Source organism: Massilia sp. IC2-476 (assembly GCF_020707295.1).
Classification (GTDB): Bacteria; Pseudomonadota; Gammaproteobacteria; order Burkholderiales; family Burkholderiaceae_D; genus Telluria.
Map to the genome: position 1 here is coordinate 576,628 of NZ_JAJFER010000001.1, position 22,754 is coordinate 599,381.

General features: G+C 66.1%; 18 protein-coding genes. 11 read left to right on the top strand and 7 right to left on the bottom strand.

Annotated features, from left to right (window positions below; all coding sequences use genetic code 11):
- Positions 1 to 22: 22 nt before the first annotated feature.
- Genes LK539_RS02665 through flgB form a run of 3 tightly spaced genes read right to left on the bottom strand, consistent with a single transcriptional unit; the run spans position 23 to position 1,577 of the window.
- Positions 23 to 733: a flagellar hook assembly protein FlgD gene (locus LK539_RS02665; RefSeq protein WP_227799358.1), complete on the bottom strand. Its 711-nt coding sequence runs from the start codon at positions 731 to 733 to the stop codon at positions 23 to 25.
- Positions 734 to 746: 13 nt separating this feature from the next.
- The gene (gene flgC, locus LK539_RS02670) at positions 747 to 1,148 is read right to left on the bottom strand and encodes a flagellar basal body rod protein FlgC (protein WP_159702469.1); all 402 of its coding nucleotides are present in this window, start codon (positions 1,146 to 1,148) and stop codon (positions 747 to 749) included.
- A gap of 9 nt (positions 1,149 to 1,157) precedes the next feature.
- Entirely contained in the window at positions 1,158 to 1,577 is a 420-nt protein-coding gene (gene flgB / locus LK539_RS02675; RefSeq protein ID WP_227799359.1) for a flagellar basal body rod protein FlgB, read from the bottom strand.
- Positions 1,578 to 1,741: 164 nt separating this feature from the next.
- On the opposite strand from flgB, the gene flgA reads away from it, so the two are divergent.
- The 5 genes from flgA to LK539_RS02700 all read left to right on the top strand — a co-directional run bounded on the left by flgA (position 1,742) and on the right by LK539_RS02700 (position 5,996).
- Positions 1,742 to 2,443, top strand: coding sequence for a flagellar basal body P-ring formation chaperone FlgA (gene flgA / locus LK539_RS02680; RefSeq protein WP_227799360.1), 702 nt, complete (start codon positions 1,742 to 1,744; stop codon positions 2,441 to 2,443).
- Positions 2,444 to 2,570: 127 nt separating this feature from the next.
- Positions 2,571 to 2,903 carry a flagellar biosynthesis anti-sigma factor FlgM gene (gene flgM, locus LK539_RS02685; RefSeq protein WP_227799361.1) on the top strand — a complete coding sequence of 111 codons (333 nt, stop codon included), beginning with the start codon at positions 2,571 to 2,573 and terminating at the stop codon, positions 2,901 to 2,903.
- A gap of 6 nt (positions 2,904 to 2,909) precedes the next feature.
- Positions 2,910 to 3,380: a flagella synthesis protein FlgN gene (locus LK539_RS02690; RefSeq protein ID WP_227799362.1), complete on the top strand. Its 471-nt coding sequence runs from the start codon at positions 2,910 to 2,912 to the stop codon at positions 3,378 to 3,380.
- Positions 3,381 to 3,811: 431 nt separating this feature from the next.
- Positions 3,812 to 5,389 carry a hypothetical protein gene (locus LK539_RS02695; protein ID WP_227799363.1) on the top strand — a complete coding sequence of 526 codons (1,578 nt, stop codon included), beginning with the start codon at positions 3,812 to 3,814 and terminating at the stop codon, positions 5,387 to 5,389.
- 43 nt (positions 5,390 to 5,432) lie between these two features.
- On the top strand, positions 5,433 to 5,996 hold the full coding sequence (locus LK539_RS02700) for a DapH/DapD/GlmU-related protein (RefSeq protein WP_227799364.1): 564 nt from the start codon (positions 5,433 to 5,435) through the stop codon (positions 5,994 to 5,996).
- Between the two features lie 45 nt (positions 5,997 to 6,041).
- Here LK539_RS02700 and rffA read toward each other — a convergent pair whose 3' ends face one another.
- The 4 genes from rffA to LK539_RS02720 all read right to left on the bottom strand — a co-directional run bounded on the left by rffA (position 6,042) and on the right by LK539_RS02720 (position 11,429).
- Positions 6,042 to 7,175, bottom strand: a complete 1,134-nt coding sequence (rffA, locus tag LK539_RS02705) for a dTDP-4-amino-4,6-dideoxygalactose transaminase (protein ID WP_227799365.1) — start codon at positions 7,173 to 7,175, stop codon at positions 6,042 to 6,044.
- 13 nt (positions 7,176 to 7,188) lie between these two features.
- The gene (locus LK539_RS02710; RefSeq protein ID WP_227799366.1) at positions 7,189 to 7,653 is read right to left on the bottom strand and encodes a GtrA family protein; all 465 of its coding nucleotides are present in this window, start codon (positions 7,651 to 7,653) and stop codon (positions 7,189 to 7,191) included.
- Positions 7,646 to 8,674, bottom strand: coding sequence for a glycosyltransferase (locus LK539_RS02715; protein ID WP_227799367.1), 1,029 nt, complete (start codon positions 8,672 to 8,674; stop codon positions 7,646 to 7,648). The genes LK539_RS02710 and LK539_RS02715 overlap by 8 nt, the downstream gene beginning before the upstream one ends.
- A 178-nt stretch (positions 8,675 to 8,852) precedes the next feature.
- Positions 8,853 to 11,429: an EAL domain-containing protein gene (locus tag LK539_RS02720; protein WP_227799368.1), complete on the bottom strand. Its 2,577-nt coding sequence runs from the start codon at positions 11,427 to 11,429 to the stop codon at positions 8,853 to 8,855.
- 289 nt (positions 11,430 to 11,718) lie between these two features.
- Between LK539_RS02720 and LK539_RS02725 the strand changes: the two genes are divergently transcribed.
- From LK539_RS02725 to LK539_RS02750, 6 genes are all read left to right on the top strand, one after another.
- Positions 11,719 to 12,792, top strand: a complete 1,074-nt coding sequence (locus tag LK539_RS02725) for a M35 family metallo-endopeptidase (protein WP_227799369.1) — start codon at positions 11,719 to 11,721, stop codon at positions 12,790 to 12,792.
- A 295-nt stretch (positions 12,793 to 13,087) separates the two neighbouring features.
- Entirely contained in the window at positions 13,088 to 14,131 is a 1,044-nt protein-coding gene (locus tag LK539_RS02730; RefSeq protein ID WP_227799370.1) for a DUF4214 domain-containing protein, read from the top strand.
- A gap of 97 nt (positions 14,132 to 14,228) precedes the next feature.
- The gene (locus tag LK539_RS02735) at positions 14,229 to 16,181 is read left to right on the top strand and encodes a glycosyltransferase family 2 protein (protein ID WP_227799371.1); all 1,953 of its coding nucleotides are present in this window, start codon (positions 14,229 to 14,231) and stop codon (positions 16,179 to 16,181) included.
- Between the two features lie 13 nt (positions 16,182 to 16,194).
- On the top strand, positions 16,195 to 18,558 hold the full coding sequence (locus LK539_RS02740) for a glycosyltransferase (RefSeq protein ID WP_227799372.1): 2,364 nt from the start codon (positions 16,195 to 16,197) through the stop codon (positions 18,556 to 18,558).
- A 45-nt stretch (positions 18,559 to 18,603) separates the two neighbouring features.
- The gene (locus LK539_RS02745) at positions 18,604 to 19,737 is read left to right on the top strand and encodes a polysaccharide pyruvyl transferase family protein (protein ID WP_227799373.1); all 1,134 of its coding nucleotides are present in this window, start codon (positions 18,604 to 18,606) and stop codon (positions 19,735 to 19,737) included.
- On the top strand, positions 19,734 to 22,565 hold the full coding sequence (locus tag LK539_RS02750; RefSeq protein ID WP_227799374.1) for a glycosyltransferase: 2,832 nt from the start codon (positions 19,734 to 19,736) through the stop codon (positions 22,563 to 22,565). Before LK539_RS02745 ends, LK539_RS02750 begins: the two co-directional genes overlap by 4 nt.
- The last annotated feature ends 189 nt before the right edge of the window (positions 22,566 to 22,754 follow it).

Genomic DNA, 22,754 nt, shown 5'->3' on the forward strand with positions numbered 1-22,754 from the left:
GGTGCGAAGTAAGCGGCTCGGCTTACAGAACTTGTTTAATGTCGGCCATGGTGACCACACCCTTGACCGGCAGGTTCAGCTTGACGCCATCCTTGCTGTTGGTGGTGACGCTGGCAACGCTGTCGAAGGACAGCGCCCGGGCATCGGTCAGGGCTTCGCCAGAGCGCGTCGCATTGATCCGATAGGTATAGGTCCCGTCCGGCAGCACCTTCGCCTTGCCGTCGGCATCCAGGTCGTCCGGGTCGGGCACGCCGTCCCAGGCGACCGGCAGCACGCCGGCTTCCTGGGCGCCGAGGTCGATGGTGGCGACCACCTTGCCGGTCTTGGCGCTGGTGATCTCGATCTCGACCTTGTCGGCGTCGCTCTCGAGCTCCACGCCAAGGATGGCCTTGCCCTGGCTCAGGCCCAGCTTGTTGCCTTCGACCAGTACGCCATGGCCGATCAGGTTGGTCGCCTGCATCGCTTCGGCCGACTGGTAGCTGGTCTTGAGCGATTCCAGGGTGGCGTTCAGCTTGTTGACGCCGGTAACGGTGGAGAGCTGGGCCAGCTGGCTGGTGACCTGGGCATTGTCGAGCGGGTTCAGCGGATCCTGGTTCTTCAGCTGGGTGACGAGCAGGGTCATGAACTTGTTGGTATCGGCTTCGACGCCGTCGACTTCGGCCTTCTTGCCGTTCATGGTCGACATCAGGTCGTTGATGTTCGCGGTGCCGGTGGTGTTGGTGACAGTGGTCATGGTCTAGTCTTGGTTATTGACCGAGGGTCAGGGTCTTGAGCAGCATGGTCTTGGCCGCATTCATGGTCTCGACGTTGGTCTGGTAGGAACGCGAGGCCGACAGCATGTTGACCATCTCGTCCACCACGTTCACGTTCGGCATCGAGACATAGCCCTTCTCGTCCGCCATCGGGTGCTTGGGATCGTAGACCTGCTTCAGCGGCGACGGATCCTCGACCACTTCGCGCACGCGCACGGCGGTGGCGCCGGACTGCTGGGGCACGGCCTCGAACACCACCGCCTTGGCGCGGTAGGCTTCGCCGGTGGGGCTGGTGGCGCTGTCGGCGTTGGCCAGGTTGGAAGCCACGGTGTTCAGGCGCTGGGCCTGGGCGCTCATGGCCGAACCGGAAACGTTGAAGATATTGAAGAGCGACATAAATTAACCTTATTGACCCTGGATGGCCGCCAGCAGGCCCTTGATCTGGTGGTTGATCATCGTGATCCCCGCCTCATAGCGCAGCGCGTTGTCGGCAAACTGGTTGCGCTCCACGTCCATGTCGACCGTGTTGCCGTCCACATTGCCCTGCACTTCGCCGCGGTACAGCACCGGGGTGCCGTTCGCCAGCAGGTCGCCGCCCGGCTTGCCGCGGCCGATGTGGTTCTGTGCAGTAGTCGCCAGCTGGGCCGGATTGCCGGTCTTGCCGGCCAGGGCGTTCTGCAGCGCGTTGCTGAAATCGATGTCGCGCGCCTTGTAGTTCGGCGTGTCGGCATTGGCGATGTTCGACGCCAGCAGTTCCTGGCGCTGGGCACGCAGGGACAGGGCTGTTTCGTTGAAACTCAGGTACTGGTCGATCTTGCCGATCATGCCGCCTCCTGGCGAGACTTGTTGGGACAGCACCGATGATACGGACAGGCAACACTTCCCAATCGATCGATAAAGACCGCCAAACCCCGGCTATTCAAAGTTTCACTACGGAATCACGCTGCCTACAATGGCAGCATTCCCAGTTTTCCCTGCCGGACTTTTCCATGAAACGCAGCCTTGCCGCCTTCCTGCTCGTTTGCGCGCCCTTCGCGTGCGCGCAACAGGCCCAGTCCGCTCTCCAGCGCCAGAACCTGCCGGCGCTGCGCACGGTCGTCGAGCAATACCTGCAGACCCAGACCGCCGGCCTGCCGGGCCAGGTGACGGTCAAGGTCGGCCAGGTCGACCCGCGCACCAGCCTGGCCAGCTGCCCGGCGCCGGAAGCCTTCCAGCAGCCGGGCGCGCGGGCGTGGGGAAAAACAACGGTCGGGGTGCGCTGCACGCTGCCTTCCCAGTGGACGGTGTATATTCAGGCCACCGTGAACGTGGTGGCGGATTACGTCGCGGCCGCGGTGCCGCTGGCCCAGGGCCAGCCGGTGGATGCGAGCCAGCTCGTCATGATGAAGGGCGACATTGCCGCCATGCCGAACGGCATCATCACCGACATGAGCCAGGCGATCGGCCGCACGCCGACCGCTTCCCTGCCCGCCGGTACGCCGCTGCGCCTCGATACGCTGAAATCGAAGCCCGTGGTGCAGCAGGGCCAGGCGGTACGCTTGGTGACGAAAGGCACGAACTTCTCGGTATCGAGCGAAGCGCGCGCAATCAGCAATGCCGGTGAAGGCCAGGTGGCGCAAGCGCGCACCCAGGCGGGCACCGTGGTAAGCGGCACGGCGCGCGCCGGCGGCATCATCGAAGTGGCGATCTGACGCCTTTAGCAGCGAAACCGCATATTTTCATTCGACCACCTTCTTCTGCGCTAAAGTTTGTGAAATCCTTGCCGATACACGAAGCAGATACCGGAGTTTCCGGCTCCGACCAGAGAAGGATGATGCTGTGAAAATCAACGATACCCTCAAAAGCAACCCAGGCCTTCAGCCGACCAATACCAACGGCACCGCGAACGCGCGCGGCGCCGACAAGGCGGCCACGACGTCCACCGCCGCCGCATCGACCCCGACCCCGGCAGCCACCGACAGCGTGCGCCTGTCCTCGGCCGGCCAGGCCATGGCCAGCGCCGTGGGCGGCAACAACGGCGTGTTCGACACCAAGAAGGTCGAACGCATCAAGATGGCCATCGCCGATGGCCAGTTCCAGGTCAACTCCGAGAAAGTCGCCGACGGCCTGCTCGACACCGTGCGCGACTTGCTCCATTCACGCAAGCGATAAACCTTCATGCCCACCAGCCCAATCACGACCGTCCCTCAAGAAGTACAGCACGTCAGCTCCCTCATCGAGCTGATGAAACAGGAACAGCAGCTGCTCGTCGCAGCCGACGCCGATGGGCTGGCGCAAACCACTCCCCGCAAGAACGCACTGCTGCAGGCGCTCGCCGAACTGTCGGCGCAGCGCCACGCGGCGCTGCTGGCGGCCGGCTGCGAAGGCTCGGAAGCCGGCATGGAGCCCTGGCTGGCCGTGGGCGGCAGCGAGGAGGCGCGGGCCCAGTGGGAAGAGCTCCTGGCGCTGGCGCGCGAAGCCAAGGAACTCAACCGCGTCAACGGCATGCTGATCAACAAGCAGCTGGCGCACAACCAGGGCGTGCTGAACGCACTGCGCATGCCGGCCGGGCCTGAAGCCGGCGGCGTCTACGGCGCCAGCGGCCAGGCGATCGGCAGCGGCCCCTCCAAGCGCTACGTGATCGGCTGAGCAGCCCCCCCCCCCTTTCCAATGCATAACGGCCGCATCGAGCGGCCGTTATCGTTTGCGGACGTGGCCGGCTACGCCGCGTCAGACAGGACGACGCGTCCGTGTGGCGCGGCATTAGCGCCGGCGTGGCTGGCGAACAGCAGGATCGCCACGAAGGCGGCGGCAAACAGGCGGGAGAGTTTCATATGTATTCCTTAACGTTTTCTTCAGGAAATAATTATAGGTCGCCAATCCTCTCCAAAAACGCTGCCGGCGCCGAATCCCCCTCGCATGGGGGCGACCGCAGATGCCTTGCCGGCACTCACAAAACAAAGCATTTTGACAACACAATGTTGGATGTATGCTAAGATCATTTCATTGAGGATATAACTTTCGAGTTTGCAATGCGCCAATGGGTCGCGAAACCAGTCATTCAACGTATGGAAAACCCATTGAACAAAGTTAACTCCTCCAACACGCCGTGGCTTGCCCTGACGGTCGGCGCCCTCACCACGATCGCCTGGCTCCTCCTTACCTGGCGCTATGGCTTCGATATCGCCGACGAAGGTTTTTACTGGTACGGCGCCCAGCGCATGCTGCACGGCGAAATCCCGATGCGCGACTTCATGGCCTACGACCTTGGCCGCTACGCCTGGAGCGCGGCTGTCATGTGGCTGTGCGGCGACCAGGGCATCGCCGTCGCGCGCCTCGGCGCCGGCCTGTTTCAGGTCTGCACCATCCCGGTCGGGGTCCTTCTGGTACTGCAAGCCTGCCAGCAAGACATGGCGACGTGGCGCAAGATCGCCTGTGCCGTCCTCGCCTCGGTGGTGCTGAACCTGTGGGTCTATCCCTATTACAAGGTGTTCGACTATGGCACCAGCATCCTGATCGTCGCGATGCTGGTGCTGATGCTGCGCTCGCAGAGCAGCAGGCACTGGTTCTACGCCGGCCTGATCCTCGGCGCCTCGGCCGTCATGGGCAGGAATCACGGCGTATACGGCGCCGTCGCCGCCCTCGCCCTGCTGGCGATCCTGGCCGTCAGGCAGCGCGACCGCGGCCTGCTCGCCCCTGCGGGCGCCTACATTGCCGGCACGGTCGCCGGATTCAGCCCAACCTTCCTGATTGCCATGTTCGCCGAGGGTTTCGGCCCGGCCTTCGTCGCGACCATCCGCGAGATGATCGGCAGCGGCGCGACCAACATCGGCCTGCCCGTCCCCTGGCCCTGGACCTATTCCGCGGCCGAGCTGGGCTGGGTCTACTGGGCCTTCAACGCCTTCAAGGGATTCGGCTTCATCGCCCTGCTGGCCGTACCGGTGCTGGCCCTGCTCGCCTGCCTGCGCAAGCCGCTCGCACGCTACACGCCGGCAGACGTACTGATCCTGTGCGCCGCGCTGGCGGCGATCCCGTACGCGCATTACGCCTATTCCCGCGCCGACCTGATCCATCTGGCACTGGCGATCGTGCCGCTGCTGCTGGTCCTCCTCGGCCTCGGCAGCGCGCTGAAGCGCCCGGTCCTCGCCTCCCTGATGCTGGTGGGCCTGTCGGTGCTCACCCTCACCCTCGAAAAGCCGCAGCTGTCGAACCTGGTGTTCGGCAAGCCGCTGGCGAGCATCTCAATCAACGGCAGCACGCTCAAGGTGTTCCCGGGCGAGGAAGCGATCCTGCAGGATTTCGATCGCGTGCTGGCTGCCGCGCCCGAGGCGCGCGCCAATTTCCTGGCCGTCCCCGCGGCGCCCGGCATCTACGCCATCCACCAGGAACGCATGCCGATCTGGGAAATCTACTCGCTGTGGGCGCGCGACCCGGCCTTCGAGGAAGCCGAACTGGCGCGCCTGCGCGCCCGTCCGCCGCGCCTGGTGATGCTGTCGGACCATGCCCTCGACGGCAACGAGACGCTGCGCTACAGCCAAACCCATCCGCTGATATACCGCTGGATCCTGTCCAACTACCGGCGCGTGGGTCCCCTGTCGGCGACCAATGGCAATGCTTACCAGATCTACGCACCGCTTGCGCCGCAGGGCCCGCAATAATCAACGCACAGCCGCACCGAGCGGCGCCACATAGGAGACCATCATGGCGTTTTTGACGACAGAACAGCTGGCCGCAATGGGTTTCAAGCACCTGGGCAAGAATGTGAAGATCAGCGACAAGGCCGTGATCTACAACCCCGATCGGGTCGAGCTCGGCGACCATGCGCGGATCGACGACTTCTGCGTCGTCTCGGGCAAGGTCACGATCGGCCGCAACGTTCACATCGCCGTGTTCTGCAACGTCGCCGGGGGCTCGGAAGGCATCAGCTTCGAGGACTTCTCGGGACTGGCCTATGGTTGCCACGTGTTTTCGCAAAGCGACGACTACACCGGCGCCACGCTCACCAATCCCACCGTGCCGGCCGAATACAAGAAGGAACGCAAGGCGGCCGTGCGGATCGGGCGCCATTGCATCATCGGGACCAATTCGCTGATTTTCCCCGGCGTGCACCTGGCCGAGGGCTGTTCGGTCGGCGCGATGGCCATGGTGACCAAGTCGACCGAACCCTGGGGCGTGTACTCGGGCATTCCCGCCAAGCGCATCAAGGAAAGAAAGCGCGATCTGCTCGCTCTGGAACAGGCCTACCTGGCGTCCGGGAACGCCTAGCAGCGCAGGCCGGCGCGGGCAGGTCCCGCGCCGCACCCGGCGCGATCAGCCCTCGAGGATCGCGCTGCGCACTTCGGCGATCACCTCGTCGAGCTGCTCTTCGAGGCCCAGCCATAGCGGCAGGCGCAGCAGGCATTCGCCTGCCCTGTCGGTGTTGCGCATGTCGGCGGCCGCCCGGCCGAGCTCCTTCCCTACCGGCGAAGAATGCAGCGGAATGTAGTGGAATACCGTCTGGACGCCGCGCGCCTTCAGGCGTTCGATCACGCGCGTGCGCGCCGCCAGGTCCGGGAACATCAGGTAGTACATGTGGGCATTGTGGGTGCAGTCCTGCGGCAGCACCGGGCGCACCACCTTGCCGTCCCCTTCCAGCGTCGCGAAGGCGGCGTGATAGCGGTCCCAGATATCGAGCCGGCGCCGGTTGATGGCGTCCGCCTCTTCCATCTGCGCCCACAGGAAGGCCGCCACGATCTCGCCCGGCAGGTAGGACGAGCCGATATCGACCCAGGTATATTTATCCACCTGGCCGCGGAAGAACTGGCTGCGGTTGGTGCCTTTTTCGCGGATGATCTCGGCACGCTCGGCGAATGCGGCATCGTTGATGAGGAGCGCGCCGCCTTCACCGGAAATGATGTTCTTCGTTTCGTGGAAGGACAGCGCGGCCAGGTGCCCGATACTGCCCAGCGCGCGGCCCTTGTAGGTCGACATGATGCCCTGGGCGGCGTCTTCGATCACCAGCAGGTCGTGGCGGCGCGCGATGTCCATGATGACGTCCATCTCGCAGGCCACCCCGGCGTAGTGGACCGGAACGATTGCCTTGGTGCGCTCGGTGATCGCGGCCTCGATTTTGGTTTCGTCGATGTTCATCGTATCCGGACGAATATCGACGAACACCGGCCTGGCGCCGCGCAGCACGAACGCGTTCGAGGTCGAGACGAAGGTGTAGGAAGGCATGATCACTTCGTCGCCCGGGCGCAGGTCGGCCAGGATCGCGGCGATTTCCAGCGCGGCGGTGCATGAATGCGTCAGCAGTGCCTTGCGGCTGCCGATGCGTTGCTCGAGCCAGGCGCTGCACTTCTTGGTGAACTGGCCGTCGCCGGCAAGGTGTCCACTCGCATGGGCCTGCGAAATATTCCACAGTTCCTTGCCGGTCATGTAGGGCTTGTTGAATGGGATCTTCATGGGAAATCGCTTGTCAGTGTTTTTCGATGGAATTGCGTGGAGCACGGAATACCCAGAATTTTTGCGCGGCGAACAGCATGGCGGCCACCACCAGGATCATCACGGCCTGCACGATCTGGTGCGGATAGCCGTAGCGGTCGATCAGCAGGTAGAGGGCGGCGAGATTGACCAGGTAGCCGGCGCCGTAGGCGGCGCAGTAGCGCAGGAAACTGGTGCGCGCCATGCCGGTCTGGCCAAAGGTCCAGCGCCTGTTGAACACGAAGGTCTGCAGCACGCCCACGCAATACAGGATCGACATCGCCAGTTTCGGGTCCATGCCGGCCTTGCCCAGGCCAAGGTAGGCCAGGTAGCACAGGAAATTCGAGGCCAGTCCCACCACGACGTAGCGGGCGAACTGCCGCCGCGCGGTGTGCAGGGCCGAGGGGGGCGCGCCCGCCTCCACCGCCACTGCCGCGTGCGCTTGCCCGGCCTCAGACACGGTAGGACTTCTGCAGGCGCGGCGACAAGCCGATGTCCTCACCCTCGGCAGCAGCGCCGTCCGGCTGCGCCGGCGTTTCGGCGTCGCCGCCGCGGACCTGCCGCACCACGTATTGCGGCTTGCGGTTCACGTTCAGGTGCAGGCGTCCCAGGTATTCGCCGATGACGCCGAGGGCCAGCAACTGGGCACCGCCCAGGATCAGGATGGCGATGATGGTCGACGCATAGCCGGGCACGAGGATGTTCGAGAACAGGTATTGCACCAGGAACCAGATCCCCATCAGGAAGCCCGTCAAGGCGGTCAGGAAGCCGAAGCCGCTGACCAGCTGCAGCGGCAGCAGCGAAAAATTGGTGTACAGGTTCAGCGACAGCAGCAGCAGCTTGCTGATCGAGTAGTTCGACTTGCCTTCGGCGCGCGCGTGGTGCTCGACGTCCAGCTCGCCGATGCGGGTCGTGCACCATGCCAGCAGGCCGTCGAGGAAGGTGAAGTTCAGGTCATAGAACAGCACGCGCTTGGCCAGCTGCCGGCTCATGACGCGGAACGGGGTCGGCGTGATCGCGGTGCGGAACACGACGCTGTAGAAGCGCCTGACGATGTTCGAGCCGATGTTGCGCCAGCCGGCATGCTTGCGCTCCTTCGGGCAGCCGTAGACCAGGTCGAAATCGCTCTGCTCGATGCAGGCCAGCATGCGCGGAATCTCTTCCGGGGGATTCTGCAGATCGTCGTCCATGGTCAGGACGAAGGCGCCGCGCGCGGTCGCCAGGCCGCACATCAGCGCATTGTGCTGGCCGAAGTTGCGCATCAGCTGGACCGCCACCACATGCTCCGGGTCGCGCGCGCGCAGGGTTTCCAGCCCGGCCCACGAGGCATCGCGGCTGCCGTCGTCGACCAGGACGATTTCGTAAGGACGACCGAGTGCGCCGAGCACGGCCGTCAGCCGTGCGTGCAGGCGATCGAGGGTCAGCGCCGAGTTATAGACCGGGATAACGATGGAAACGTCGATTTCAGTTGGTCGGTCCACACTGAATCCGGTGACAGACCCCTCCCTGGACGCTACGACTTTATGCTCCGGTCTCGTTTGATTTATCAACATACTAAGACCTTTTGTTTTTTACGCACATGAGCATAACATACGGCATTATTTTTAGATAACACTTCAGACGGTGTCGGCGGAGGGCAACGCCAGCCCGGCACCCACCTTATCGGCCCTTGTGGCAGCCAAGCATCGCAGCGATATCGCCAGGCTCCACCGGCCTGCTGAAGCAGTAGCCCTGCATCTGGTCGCAGCCGTGTTCCTGCAGGAAGGCCAGCTGCTCGCGGGTCTCGACGCCTTCGGCGATCACGTTCAGCTTCATCGAATGGGCCAGCGCGATCACGGCGTTGACGATGGCGGCATCGTCCGCGTCCTGGGTCAGGTCCATCACGAAGGAGCGGTCGATCTTCAGGCTGTGGATCGGGAAGCGCTTCAGGCTGGCCAGGCTCGAGTAGCCGGTGCCGAAGTCGTCGATCGCCAGCTGCACGCCCATCGCCGCGAGCCGGCCCATGGTCTCGGTGGCCGCGGCCGGGTTTTCCATCAGGACGCTCTCGGTGATTTCCAGGGTCAGCATGGCCGGGTCGCAGCCGGTTTCCTCGAGCAGCGCTGCCACGCGCTGGGCCACGTCCTGGCCCAGGAACTGGCGCGCCGACAGGTTGACGCTGATGCGCACCGGGTCCAGGCCCGCCTCGTTCCAGGCCACCTGCTGGCGCATGGCCGTGGCCAGCACCCAGTCGCCGATCGGCACGATCAGGCCGGTTTCCTCGGCCAGCGGGATGAACTCGGCGGGCGACACCATCGGCCGGCCCACCGGCTGCCAGCGCAGCAGGGCTTCGACGCCGGCCACGCGGCCGCTGCCGATGTCCACCACCGGCTGGTAGACCAGCAGGAATTCCTCGCGCTGCAGGGCGCGCTGCAGGGCGCCTTCCATGCGCAGGTGCAGGGCCGCCTGCTCGCCCATCTCGCTCGCGTAGAAGGAATAGTGGTTGCCGCCCTGCCCCTTGGAGCCGTACATGGCGCTGTCGGCGCACTTGAGCAGGGTGGCGCTGTCCGCACCGTCGCGCGGGTACATCGCGATGCCGATGCTCCCGGAAGGGAACACCTCGTGGCCGCACAGCAGCATGGGCTGGAACAGGTTGTCGAGCAGCTTGCGCGCCACCTTGGTCGCGTCGTCCTGGCCGGCCAGGTCGGGCAGCACCACCACGAATTCGTCGCCGCCCTGGCGCGCCACGGTATCGCTCTCGCGCAGGCTGGCGGACAGGCGGCGCGCGATCTCGACGATCAGGGCGTCGCCCGCATCGTGGCCGAGGCTGTCGTTGACGTGCTTGAAGCGGTCCAGGTCGATGAACATGACCGCCACCTGGCGCCCCGCGCGGTGGGCGTGCATGATGGCCTGGCCCAGGCGGTCCTGCATCAGCACCCGGTTCGGCAGGCCGGTCAGGGCGTCGTGATTGGCCATGCGCAGCAGCGCTTCCTCGGCCTGCTTCTGGCGCTGGATGTCCTTGACCACACAGATGAAGCGCTGCCTGCCGTTGGCGTCGCGCATGGCGGAGACGCTGACGCTGACCCAGACCTGGGCGCCGTCGCGGCGCTGCAGGCGCTTCTCGCGCTGGTAGTCGCTGATCTCGCCCGCCTTCAGGCGGTTGATCAGCGCCTGTTCCTCGGCCAGGTCTTCCTCGCACATCAGCTGCTGGTAGAAGCGCTGCAGCAGCTCGATCTCGGAGTAGCCGAGGATCTGCGACATCTTGCTGTTGGTGCGCAGCACGCGCCCATCCCCGCCCAGCAGCACGATGCCCACCGCGGCCTGGTTGAAGGTGAGGCGGAAGAACTCCTCGCTTTCCTGCAGGCGCATGCGCGCCTTGCGGCGGAAGGTGATGTCCTGCCCGATCAGCAGCAGCATGTAGCTGCCGTCCTTGCGCGTGCGGCGGATGTTGAAGTCGACATAGCGCACGCCGTCGGCGCGGCCGTCGAGCGTGACCAGCACGTTGTCGTGCGGCGCGCCCGAGGCTAGCGCCTCGGCGGCGCGGTTGGCCAGTTCGTCGCAGGGAATCAGCGCTTCCAGCGCCGGGCGCTGCTCCAGCAGCAGGCCGTCCGGCACGCCCAGCAGGTCGGCCATCATCCGGTTCATCGAATGGGCGCGCAGCTCGGCGTCGACCACCAACAGCCCGGCCGGCATGCCGTCGATGACCTGTTCGAGGTAGTTCTGGTTCTGCAGGCTGCTGCGCTGGCTGGCGTGCGCATAGGTATCGAGCGCCAGGCCCATGTCGAAGCAGACGATCTTCAGCACCGCGTCGACCGCCGCCTCGTAGCGCTCCGGCTGCGCCTGCAGGCGCCGGCCCAGCATGCCGACCATCTCGGCCAGGTACTTGCGGTAGGCCCCGATGTACCACTTCGGATCGAGCCCGATGCGCTGGTGGGTGGCGCCCACGCGCAGCCGTTCGCGGATGTAGTCTTCGTCGTAGTCGCCCGCCGTCAGGCTGCTGAAGTAGGACGCCTGGACGTGGCGCAGGCGGCGTTCGGCGCCGTCGCCCAGCATCGCGCGCAGCTTCGGGAAGGACATCAGGTGCGCATAGAAGCGGTCCGAGAACGCATCACGGTTGCACTCGAGCAGCTCGTGGACGTCGCGCAAGGCCTCGACATCCGCCTCGCTCAGTTCCAGGAAAGCCTTGCGCGCCTCTACTTCCTCGCGGTCCAGTCCGATCTCGCGGGCGAGGTCGTCGACGTAATCGTGGAGGCCGTTCATGACCGGCCTCCCGTGCGCGCAGGGCGGGAGCGGGACTGGGAGTTCATCGGAGAAAACCTGCAGGAAAGGAGTATTTACTTGCGGATAGAGTGATTGCATCATAGCAATGCACTGCCAATTAATCGAGCAAATGTTGAATAAATGACCAGCAATACACGGTTCTGTTGTTAATTGGCCATATTGGCAGTGTGGTTTTGTTGCCCGCAGTAAATATACGCTTGGGATTGCTCAAGGTGGACGGGAAGCGCGGGCGCACAGTAGGCAGGTAGCCATTCCTGAGGAGCCCGCCATGCATCGCCGTTCGTCCCCCTTTGTCCTGCCAGCCCTGGCCCTGTTCCTGCCCGTACTGGCCCTGCCCGCGCTGCCTGCCGTGGCGCAGGAAGTCAGCGTGACGATCGCGCCGGTGCGCGACAAGTTCGCGCGCAGCGACGAGGTGCTGGTGCGGGTCACCCTGCTCAACAACAGCGCCGCGCCCCAGTTCCTGCTGAAGTGGCATACCCCGGCCGGCGCCATCGAAGCGCCGCTGTTCGAGGTGCTGCGCGACGGCCAGCCCGTGCGCTACCTCGGCATCAAGGTCAAGCGCGCCGCGCCCGGGGCCGGCGACTACCTGCGGCTCGAGCCGGGCGCCTCGCTCAGCAGCACGGTCGAGCTGTCGGCGCTGTACGAGATGAACGTGACCGGCCCCTACCAGCTGCGCTACCGCACCGCGTCCAGCGGCCTGTTTGCCGCATCCGGCATGCGCCCCCAGCCCGGCGCGCTGGCCTCCACCCCGGTGTCGATCTGGATCGACGGCCGCCTGCCGCGCGGGGCCAGGGCGTCAAGCAAGCAGGCCGCGGGCGGCGGCGGAGTGGAATTCAGCAAATGCTCCAACGCCCAGCAGGAACAGCTGGTGGCGGCGGTCGACGCCGGACGCAGCATGACCGTCGACGCCCACCAGTACCTGACGACCGGAGCCGGGGGCGCGCAATACGGCGCACGCTACGGCAGCTGGTTCGGCGCTTTTGACGCCGGCCGCGCCGCCACCGTCAACAGCAATTTCAGCGCCATCCGCGACGCTTTCGAGACCAAGCCCGTGAAAATCGACTGCGGCTGCAATGCCGACTATTTCGCCTATGTCTACCCGGCCCAGCCCTACAACATTTATGTCTGCAAGGCGTTCTGGACCGCACCGCTGACGGGCACCGACTCGCGCGGCGGCACGCTGCTGCACGAAATGAGCCATTTCGACGCGGTGGCCGGCACCGACGACCACGTCTACGGCCAGCAGGGCGCGGCCGAGCTGGCCCGCAGCGACCCTGCGCGTGCGGTGCGCAACGCCGATTCGCACGAGTATTTCGGCGAGAATTCGCCGCCCCAGCAGTAAGCACATGCAGCTCGCATGAACACTTCCGGCCGGGCGCTCGCCCGGCCACAACTCCCCCCTCCCGGGGTGGTTTCTTGCTCGCAACTTCTAACGCACACTCCTGCCCGTCAGAGATCGCGTGCGGCCCTGGTCCCGCACCCATCTCGTTTGCCTTGAATCCCGCCTTCGTTCCGTGAGCCGGCGAGCCGACAGAATCTGAGGCGCACAAGCGTGCACGGTCTTGCGCCGACGCCCGCTTGTCCGATCAGAGCACCCGGAACACACCGGGAAATTTTGATCCTGAAAGGAGCAGTATATGTACGATAGCAATACCCAGGCCGTCAGCGACAAGCTGAAAGCGGCCTCTTCGACGGTCTTCAGCCAGGAGACCATCGACAGCATCCTGTCGCTGGTGGCCACCAGCACCGATACCAAGGTCGTGGTCGATACCGTGGACGGCGCCAACAACGGCACCGTCAGGCCGGCCGCGGGCACCGAAGTCGTGTTCGTCAGCACCTCGGAGACCTCGGTCACCAAGCTCACGGTGAGCGCCAATACGCCGGCCGTGTTCTTCCAGGGCGCCGGCGGCGTCGATGCGACCATCACCACCCCGCCGCCGAGCGCCGCGGGCAACCAGTCGGCAGCCGTGGGCGATCCAGACGCCATCCAGCGCGTGATCGTGGGCACCGCGGGCGCCGATACCATCACGGTCGCGGACAACAGGAACACCCAGATCATCGCCGGCGACAAGGACGTGATCAAGGCGGGCAGCGGCCACACGGTCGTGGTCGCGGCCCAGGGCAGCAGCACCGTGATCGGCGGCGCCGAAACCCTCGTCCAGGCCAAGGGCGATGACGACGACTTCACCATCACCGTGAACGGCGCCCACGCCAAGATCAGCAACGGCAGCACCAAGGTTGCGGTCGACCTCGTGAACGTGCACTACGTCCAGCTGGACAACAAGCAGGCCCTGATCTTCGCCGACAACGTCAAGCAGGCCACCGTCGCCAACCTGTACCAGGCCGTGCTCGGCCGTACCGCCGACTTCTCGGGCCTGGACTACTGGTTCGACCTGGTCGACAAGGGTGTGTCCGTGCGCTCGATCGCCCAGAACTTCCTGGCATCCGGCGAGTACAAGCTCGGTGCGCTCAACAACACCCAGTTCGTGGACGCGCTGTACCACGGCATGATGGGCCGTAATGCCGACGCCGCCGGCGCCCAGTACTGGGCCGACGCGCTGGCGCACGGTGTCTCGCGCGCCGACGTGGCACTTGCCTTCGCCGAAGCGGCCGTGACCGGCAACGAGGCGAGCGTGGTCGGTTCGGTCACGATCGTCCCTGACATCTTCACCCACCAGTAACACCACCGCCATGCACGATCCAAAAGGGGGCCCCGCCCCCTTTTTCCTCTCCACGTGCGCGCCCCGCCTGCGGGACGACGCACTCCTGAACCGCGCCTTGGCATCGTTCGCGGCGGGCCGGCTCGCCGATGCGCTGCTGGACGCCGAATACGTTTGCCGGCGCTTTCCCATGAAGCGGATCCCGGCCATCCTGCGCGCCCGCATCCTGCACAGCGCCTACCCCCGGCTCGGCGCGCGCGCCTGGCATGCGGCCTGGGCGCTTGACGCCGAAAACCCGCTGCTGCAGGACCTGATGCTCAAGAGCTGGCTGGAAGAAGGCGGCCGCCGCGACGTCGCCAGCCTGGGCCCGTCCTTCCTGCCGGCGCGCTGCCGCGCGGATCGCCACGCCAGCCTGCTGCCGCTGCTGCGCGCCGCCGGCGTGGTCCACACCGGCGCCTGCTGGAAGGACGGCGAGGCGATCGAGGCCATGGTCTTCCTGGGCGCGGTGGCCGGCAGCGCCGGCGCCGAACGGGCGCCGCGCGCCACCCTGCTGCTTTCCAACGAGACGGACGAATACCGCGTCGAGGTCCCGGGCGACGGCAGCCGCGTGCGCCTGGCGCCTCCGCGCCCCGGCGCCGTATGGTCGCTCACCCTGCTCTCGCCGGACGGGCGGCGCCGGCTGCTGCCCGGCTCGCCCCTGGCCTTCTATCCGCCGCCCGCGATCGCACCCACGGCCGCGCCCGCGCAGGACGCTGCGGTCTGCCCGCGGCCGGTGGCGATCGTGGTGCCGGTCTACCGCGAACTGGCCCTGGTGCGCGCCTGCCTCGACAGCGTGCGCGCCAGCCTGGCGCACAACCGCATCCCCAGCCGCATCGTGGTGGTGGACGACGCCAGCCCCGAGCCCGCACTCTCGGGCTGGCTCGACACCCTGGCCGCCGGCGGCCACATCACGCTGCTGCGCAATGCCTGCAACCTCGGCTTCATCGAGACCGTCAACCGCGGCATGCGTGCCTTACCAAGCCACGACGTCCTGCTGCTGAACGCCGACACCCAGGTCCATGGCGACTGGATCGACCGCCTGGCGGCAAGCCTGTACGGCGCCCCCGACGTCGCCTCGGTCACGCCCTGGACCAACAACGGCGAAATCAGCAGCTTCCCCGTGATGCGCGAGGCCGCCCCTGCCCCCGGCGCGCGCGAACTGGCCCTGCTCGACGCCGGCGCGGCGCGGGTACGCGCCGCCGGCGGCCGGGACGTCGAACTGCCTTCCTGCTGCGGCTTCACGATGCTGATCCGGCGCGAGGCGCTGGACGCGATCGGCATGCTGGACGGCAGCGCGCTGGTGCGCGGCTATGGCGAGGAAGTCGACTGGTGCATGCGCGCCCGCGCCGCCGGCTGGCGCCACCTGCAGGCCACCGGCGTGTTCGTGGCCCATGCCGGCACGGTGTCGTTCCGCGCCGAGAAGACCCTGCGCGTGGCGCAGAACCGCAGCGTGCTGCTGGCGCGCTATCCCGGCTACTACCCCGAGTTCGCCGCCTTCGTGCGCAGCGATCCGCTGCGCGCGGCGCGCGCCGCCCTGCGCGAAGCACTGGCGGCCACCCCAGCCTGCGACTGGCGGGAAAAGGCGGCAGGCACGCCGCACAACGCGGCCTTGCCCGACACCGTGGCCGCGACCCCGCTGCCGGCCGCGCCGGCGGCCCTGCCTTCGTCCTGCCGGCGCATCGGCGTCTGGCGCCTGGTGGCCGGCACTCCCGCCGCGCGCGCGGTGCTGGCGCTGGCGCGCCTGATCGCCAGCGCGCCCGGACTCGGCCTGCGCCTGCTGGTGAGCGGCGACGGCAGCGAAGCGTTGTGGCGCTGCGGCGTGGCCGACCAGCTGCCGGCGCCGGATGGCGACACGCCGGCCCTGCTGGACGACGCCCAGCTGCTGCAGGCGGCCGGCTGCCGCACCGTGCTTGCCGCCGACCCGGCGGGACTGCCCGCCGGCCTGGACACCGTCCTGCTGGACGCCGGCTTCGACGCCGGCGCCTGGCTGGAAGACTGGATCGATCGCAACGAGGCCGCCCTGGCTGCCTGACCGGAAACCTGACATGCACTTCGAATCAGATATCACCGTGGCGGCCGGCGCCTCCACCCTCCGCTGGCACGGCGCCGTCGACGGCGTCCACCAGCGCCTGTTGTACGGCTGGGCCTTCGACAGCGCCCGTCCCGACGCCCGCGTGGTCGTCGAGATCTGCCACGACGACCTGGCGGTCGGCTGCGTGGTGGCCGATTGCGTCCGGGCCGACCTTGCCGGCCGGCTCGATGCCCTGGGCGCGGCCGACCTGTGCCACGGCTTCGTGGCCGATCTCGGCGCCCTTTCCGAGTCCGCATTCCAGGCCGGCGGCACGGTGTCGGCGCGCGTGGCCAATACGGCCGCCGTGCTGGCGGGCGGCTTCCAGCTGGAGGCGCCAGCGACAGCCGCGCCGGGCGCGGTCAGCACCGTGATCGGCGACGGCGGCCTGCGCCTGCACGGCTGGGCCCTCGACCCGGCCGACCCCAAGCGCACCCTGAACGTGCGCGCCTACGTCGGCCACACCCTGGTGGCGGAGGCGCCCGCCAACGTGATCCAGCCCGCGATGCGCGGCCACATCGACGGCGCCCACGGCTTCGACCTGGCCCTGCCGGCCAGCCTGGCCGACGGTCGCGTGCACAGCGTGCGCGTGGTCGACGAGGACGGCCGTCCGCTGAACGGCAGCCCGCTCACGGTCTGCTGCACCCTGGACGGCCTGGCCGCCCTGCTGCCGGAGGGCAGCGACGCGCTCTTGCAGCGCGTGGCCGACACCTACGAACGCCACCTGCCGCGCAGCCTGCCGCTGTCGGCCTGGCCGGCATGGTCGGCGCGCTTCGACGCCGAGGGCCCTTTCACGCTGCCGGCCCTGTCCGCCGCGGTACTGGTTACGGGTACGCTTGACGCCGACGCGCTCGAGGCCACGCTCGCCAGCGTGCGCGCCCAGCGCGGCATCGCGCTGCAGGTGTTCGCGGGCGGAGCCTTTCCGGCCATGCTGACGCAGGCGCTGGAATCGCGCTGCGAGGTGTTGTGCTGCCTGCGCGCCGGCGACACGCTGGCCCCGCACGCCTTGGCCTGGGCCCTGCACGGCTTCGCGGTCCCTGGCGCCCAGCTGGTCTACACCGACAGCGAAACCGATGGCCAGCCCTGGTTCAAGCCGGCCTGGAACCCGGACTACGCCCTGGCCAGCGACTATCCGCTCGACCTGCTGCTGGTACGCCGCGCCCTCGCCCGGGACCTGGTCGATGCGCGCAACCATGCCGAGTTCGCGTGGTCGGCATTGGCCGCCGCCTGGCCCCGCGGAATGGAGGCGATCGTGCACGTGCCGCGTGTTCTGGTGCGCAGCCTGGCGCCCACCATCGACGAACGCGCGCAGCGCTTCGCCGCGGCGGCGCGCGCACTGCGGGTCATCGCGCCGCAGGCCGTACTGGAAGAACTGGACGACCTACCGTCCGGCCTCACCCATGCCGCCCGGCGCGTGCGCCATCCGCTGCCCGACAGCGCGCGCGACATGACGGTCAGCCTGGTGATCCCGACACGCGACCGCGCCGACCTCCTGCAGCGCTGCCTCGACAGCATCGGCCAGCATACCGACTGGCCGAAACTGGAGATCATCGTGATCGACAACGGTTCGGCGGAGGAAGCGACCCACGCGTATTTCGACCGCATCGCCAAGGGTGGCGTGCGGGTGCTGTCCATGCCCGGCCCCTTCAACTACGCGGACCTGAACAACCGCGCCATCGCCCAGGCCAGCGGCCAGATCGTCGGCCTGGTCAACAACGACATCGAAGCCCTGCACGCGGGCTGGCTGGAAGAAATCGTGTCGCAGCTGCTGCGCCCGGAGGTAGGCGCGGTCGGCGCCAAGCTGCTGTGGCCGAATGGCATGGTGCAGCACGGCGGCGTCGTGATCGGCGTCGGTAACGTGGCCGGCCACTACGGCAACCGCCTGCAGGACGCCGACTGGGGCAACCATGGCCGCAACCAGCTGGTGCAGCAGCTCAGCGGCTGCACCGCCGCCTGCCTGTTCCTGCGCCGCCAGGATTATTTTGCGCTCGGCGGCATGGACGGCCACGCCTTCCCGGTGGCCTTCAACGACGTCGACCTGTGCCTGAAGCTGCGCGCCGCCGGCAAGGCGATCGTGTGGACGCCGCACGCCAGGCTGCTGCACGCCGAGTCGGCAAGCCGCGGCAGTGAGGACACCCCGCAGAAGAAGGCAAGGGCCCAGCGCGAAGTCGACGGACTGCGCCGCAAATGGGGCCACGTGTTGCTGCAGGACCCGGCCTACCACCCAAGCCTGAACCTGGACCCGGTCAGCCAGGCCTTCGGCGGGCTGGCGCTGCCGCCGCGCGAACGCAAGCCGCGCACCGCCGGGATCGCGTCCTGCCAAGCGCCAGCGCGTAGCTGAACCCCTCGTTGGCACCATGCCGTCCATGAACCGAACACCAGAACCATGCAGATCAACCTGAGCCACAAGAAGTTTGTCCTGTTGAACGACTACCTGCCGTTTGGCTCGGCAGACGTGGATACGTTCACGCTACTGCGTTTCCTGAGCCACCCGGACAATATCGGCAATATCGTCTTCCTGGACGCCATCAATCGCTCGCTTCCGGGCATCCGCAACGTTTCGTCGCGCGATTTCATCCGCTTTCGGGAGCAGTTCAGCGCCGACCATGTGATCGTGCTGGCGCTTGCGAACTTCCTGTCCGCGACCTGGACAGCGCCGGAAGGCTTCGTGGAAGCGCTCGCACAGCACCGCATCGTGCTGTTCTCGGTCGGCGTGCAGAGCGAGTTCGGCGAAGAAGACAGCATCCGCCTGTCCAGGGACGCCCAGGCCGTGCTGGATCTCGCCAGGACCTCGGGCACGCTGATCGGGGTGCGCGGGAACAAGACCCAGCGCTACCTGGCACGCAGCGGCATCGCGTCCCAGGTGATCGGTTGTCCTTCCGTGCACCTGGCTCCAGAACGGATCGCTTGCGACAAGCCCCTGGGGCGCGCCCGGGTATGCACCTCCAACACGATGCTCGGCATTCACCGCGACATCGCCAAGCGCGTCAACACCTTCGCCACCAGGTTCTGCTCCGGCTACATGCTGCAGACGGAGGCCTCGATCATCGCGGACTGCATGGAGCTGCCGGAAGAAGTCATCGGCTACATCGCAGACCAGTCGGGCAATCCGCACCATGCGGGACTGCTGCGCAACAAGGTCTTCGACTACGGCTACTACAACGAAGACCCGGAGCAGTGGAAGGCGCTACGTGCATGGTTCAAGGAACATGCGCGCTTCTACTACACGGTGGCGGATTGGCGCGCCTACGCCGCCGGTTTCGATTACTGCATCGGCACCCGTTTCCACGGCAATGTCATGGCGCTGCAGGCAGGCGTTCCTCCCCTGATCATCCCGATCGACTCGCGGGTGGCCGATATGGCGGAGTTCCATCGGCTTCCGCGCGTCTCCATGGAAGATTTCGAGCAGATCCGCGACGTGACGGAACTCGCCCCCTACCTCGACTTCACTGACTACAACGATCACCACGCCAGCAACAAGAAACTGTACTTCCAATTCCTGAAAGAGAACTTCCGATGAAAAAAAATAGAAAAGACACGCGTGTCCTCGTCGAGAAATCCACGCCCGGGCAAGCGCCCAACAAGCGCGTCTGCATCGTCACCGAGGAGTGGCCGGGCCTGCCGGGATGCGGTGGCATTGGTACGGCCTTCTTCGAACTCGCTACCCTGCTCGATCGCTCGGACTGGGCAGTCACGGTCCTGTTCGTGCCGATGGGCGAAGCGCCGACCCAGCTCGCAGGCCTCGGCAACATCCAGTTCACCGTGCTGGACCTGAAACAATACGTGTACGAACCATTCTCGTACGAGAAGAAGAGCTTTGCCGTCGCCATGTGGCTGCGCGCGCAAGCCGCGTTCGGATCGGTGCACTTCTGCGACTACAAGGGCCTGGGATGTGCGGCTACCAGCATGAAGTCGCAAGGGATCGCATTCGGATCGAGCACCCTGTGCGTGCAGCTGCATGGATTCACGCGCTGGGCCACGGAACTCAACGGCTGCTTCTTCGACCACGAAGACCAGATCCTCATCGACCACCTCGAAAGGACCTCCTCGCTCAATGCCGATGTCATCGTCAGCCCGAGCCAGTATCTGCTCGACTGGGCCGAGGCGCGCGGCTATACCAGCGCGGCGTCCGTCAAACACTGCATCCCCAACTGTCACGTCGCACTCGAGGGACGCCGTGCGCTTCTCCCCGCGCGGGACGCGCGGGCTGTCACTGAAATCATCTTTGTCGGGCGCCATGAATCACGCAAGGCGCTCGACGTGTTTGTCGGCGCGATCCTGAACAACGCCGATGACATCCTGAGGCGCAACATCCAGGTCAGCATCCTCGGTTCCTTCGGGACGGTCAACGAAACCCCGTCCGGCCTGTACCTGATGGACGCGCTTGGCCCGACCGGCATTTCTGTCAACCTGATCACCGGCCTTGACCGGTTCGGCGTCATCGACTACCTGTGCGAGCGCCAGCAAGCGCTGGTGATCGTCCCTTCGCCGGAAGAGAATTCGCCATACACGGTACTGGAGTCGCTGGTGCTGGGCATTCCCGTGATCACTTCCGAGCGTGGCGGCGCGCGTGAACTGTATGCAGACGACAGCGTCGGCGAGTATGTGTTCGAGCCGAGCCTGTCCGCCCTGTCCGACAAGCTCGCCGCCATCCTGGCGCAGGGCGCCAGGGCGGCTCCCGTCTCCGCCGCCGTCCGCTGCACGCACGAGACCTGGCTGGCGCTGCTGGCCGGCATCGCAAGGCTTCCTGCACCGCAGGCCCAGGCCGCACACGACCTCATGGTCACCGTCGGCATCACCCATTACGAGCGTCCGGACAAGATCATCGACGCGGTGAGCTCGATGCTGCTGCAAACCTACCAGAACATCGAACTGCTGGTGGTGGACGACGGCTCGCGCAGCGACGAAGCCCTGCAGACCCTGGCCTATGTCGAAGCACTGGTCTCGCGCGCCGGCGGCCGTGTGATACGCCAGCCGAACGGCTACCTCGGCGCCGCGCGCAATGCCCTCATTCGCGAAGCGCGCGGTGAACTGCTGGTCTTCCTCGACGACGACAACGTTGCGCTGCCGCATATGGTCGAAACGCTCGTGCAGGCGATCCAAAACAGCGGTGCCGATGCGGTGACTGCACAGTCGATCTTCATGCCCCTGTCGGCACGCAACGAAATGATCGCGAAGAAGACCAGCCTCCAGGAGCCGGTCTCGTACGTGCCGACGGCGGGACCGCTGGCGCTTGCCCCGATCAGGAACGTATTCGGGGATGCATCCGGCATCTACCGCAAGCAAATGCTGAAGGACCTGGGCGGCTATACTGAACTGCGCAATGTGGGCTACGAAGACTACGAGCTGTACACCCGCATTGCCCTGGCCGGCTACCGCATCGCGAGTTGCCCGCTGCCGCTCTACCTGTATGAGATCGGCCGTCCGAGCATGCTGACCAGGAACAGCATGGTCAAGGACTTCCAGCGCGTCTTCCGGACCGTGAAGGAGGGCGCGGGCGACCCGCGCTTCGTCGATCTGATCGAGATCGGTACCGGCGCGCGCGTACGCGAACTTGCTTACAACCGCAAGCACTGGGAATACAGCCATCATCCAGACGCGGAACACATGCTCCCGCTGCTCGAAGATCCCGACAACAAGGAACGCTACATCAACTGCCTGCTGCAGCTGGCGATCGGCCGTGGCTACCGGAATGTCGTCAGCGCCCTGCTGCTCAGCCAGACGCCGGCTACCCTGCAGGTGCCCAAGCCGCGTGCGATCGTCGCCGAATGCAAGCACAGCCTGCTGTCGATCGGCGAGCTGAGCGCGCTGTCGTCCAGCTGCTGGGACGAGGATCCCAACCTGTTCATCCTGAATTTTGCCAAGGCGGCCTTGACGACCGTCGGAACCGAACCGATGGTCGACCAGCTGCTGAACACCTGGCTGGCGCGCTTCGACAGCGATGCTCGCCTGGTCCGGGTGCTGTCGCCACAACTGCTCCACACGCTGGCCGTGATGCTGCGCGACGACCTGGCCAGCCGTCCGCAATTCCTTTCCATGTTCCACACGCTCGCGCTGCACGCCGTCAAGGCAGCGGCGCCGGACGTGTTCAAGGTCGCTTTCGGCGAAGTCTTTTCGCTCGAAACCGCAGAGTATCTCGAACGCTACCGCGACGTCGGAGAGGTCTTTGGCAAGGTCCCTGCCAAGGGCTTCATGCACTTCCTGAGGCTGGGCGGAAAGGAGAATCGATCAGGCTTCGCCAACACCTTCCCGATCGTGAAGTCCTGTCTCGCCGACGACCCGAACGCGGAGATCCCGATGCACTTGCGCACCATGCTGGCCAAGGCGGACGAAGCCGCGCTTGCCTGAGCCGAACGCTCAGCCATTTGCTAGCACTTGTATACACAAATAGCCAGCGCACGATTGCGCATTTTTGCGTTTTATTGACACTTCGCAAAAATTGTCACGTTCAGGCTGATTCAACTTTACACATGTCCATGTTTCCGTAAATATGCTTTGAGTTATCTCATGTCATATGGGTAACGCGATAAGGCTGAA

What these genes read in the sequence shown, in the direction of transcription:
- LK539_RS02690 (WP_227799362.1), top strand. Translation starts at nt 2,910, where the DNA reads ATGCCCACCAGCCCAATCACGACCGTCCCTCAAGAAGTACAGCACGTC.
- LK539_RS02720 (WP_227799368.1), bottom strand. Translation starts at nt 11,429, where the DNA reads ATGAACGGCCTCCACGATTACGTCGACGACCTCGCCCGCGAGATCGGA.
- LK539_RS02730 (WP_227799370.1), top strand. Translation starts at nt 13,088, where the DNA reads ATGTACGATAGCAATACCCAGGCCGTCAGCGACAAGCTGAAAGCGGCC.
- LK539_RS02700 (WP_227799364.1), top strand. Translation starts at nt 5,433, where the DNA reads ATGGCGTTTTTGACGACAGAACAGCTGGCCGCAATGGGTTTCAAGCAC.
- flgA (WP_227799360.1), top strand. Translation starts at nt 1,742, where the DNA reads ATGAAACGCAGCCTTGCCGCCTTCCTGCTCGTTTGCGCGCCCTTCGCG.
- rffA (WP_227799365.1), bottom strand. Translation starts at nt 7,175, where the DNA reads ATGAAGATCCCATTCAACAAGCCCTACATGACCGGCAAGGAACTGTGG.
- flgB (WP_227799359.1), bottom strand. Translation starts at nt 1,577, where the DNA reads ATGATCGGCAAGATCGACCAGTACCTGAGTTTCAACGAAACAGCCCTG.
- flgC (WP_159702469.1), bottom strand. Translation starts at nt 1,148, where the DNA reads ATGTCGCTCTTCAATATCTTCAACGTTTCCGGTTCGGCCATGAGCGCC.
- LK539_RS02725 (WP_227799369.1), top strand. Translation starts at nt 11,719, where the DNA reads ATGCATCGCCGTTCGTCCCCCTTTGTCCTGCCAGCCCTGGCCCTGTTC.
- LK539_RS02745 (WP_227799373.1), top strand. Translation starts at nt 18,604, where the DNA reads ATGCAGATCAACCTGAGCCACAAGAAGTTTGTCCTGTTGAACGACTAC.
- LK539_RS02740 (WP_227799372.1), top strand. Translation starts at nt 16,195, where the DNA reads ATGCACTTCGAATCAGATATCACCGTGGCGGCCGGCGCCTCCACCCTC.
- LK539_RS02665 (WP_227799358.1), bottom strand. Translation starts at nt 733, where the DNA reads ATGACCACTGTCACCAACACCACCGGCACCGCGAACATCAACGACCTG.
- LK539_RS02750 (WP_227799374.1), top strand. Translation starts at nt 19,734, where the DNA reads ATGAAAAAAAATAGAAAAGACACGCGTGTCCTCGTCGAGAAATCCACG.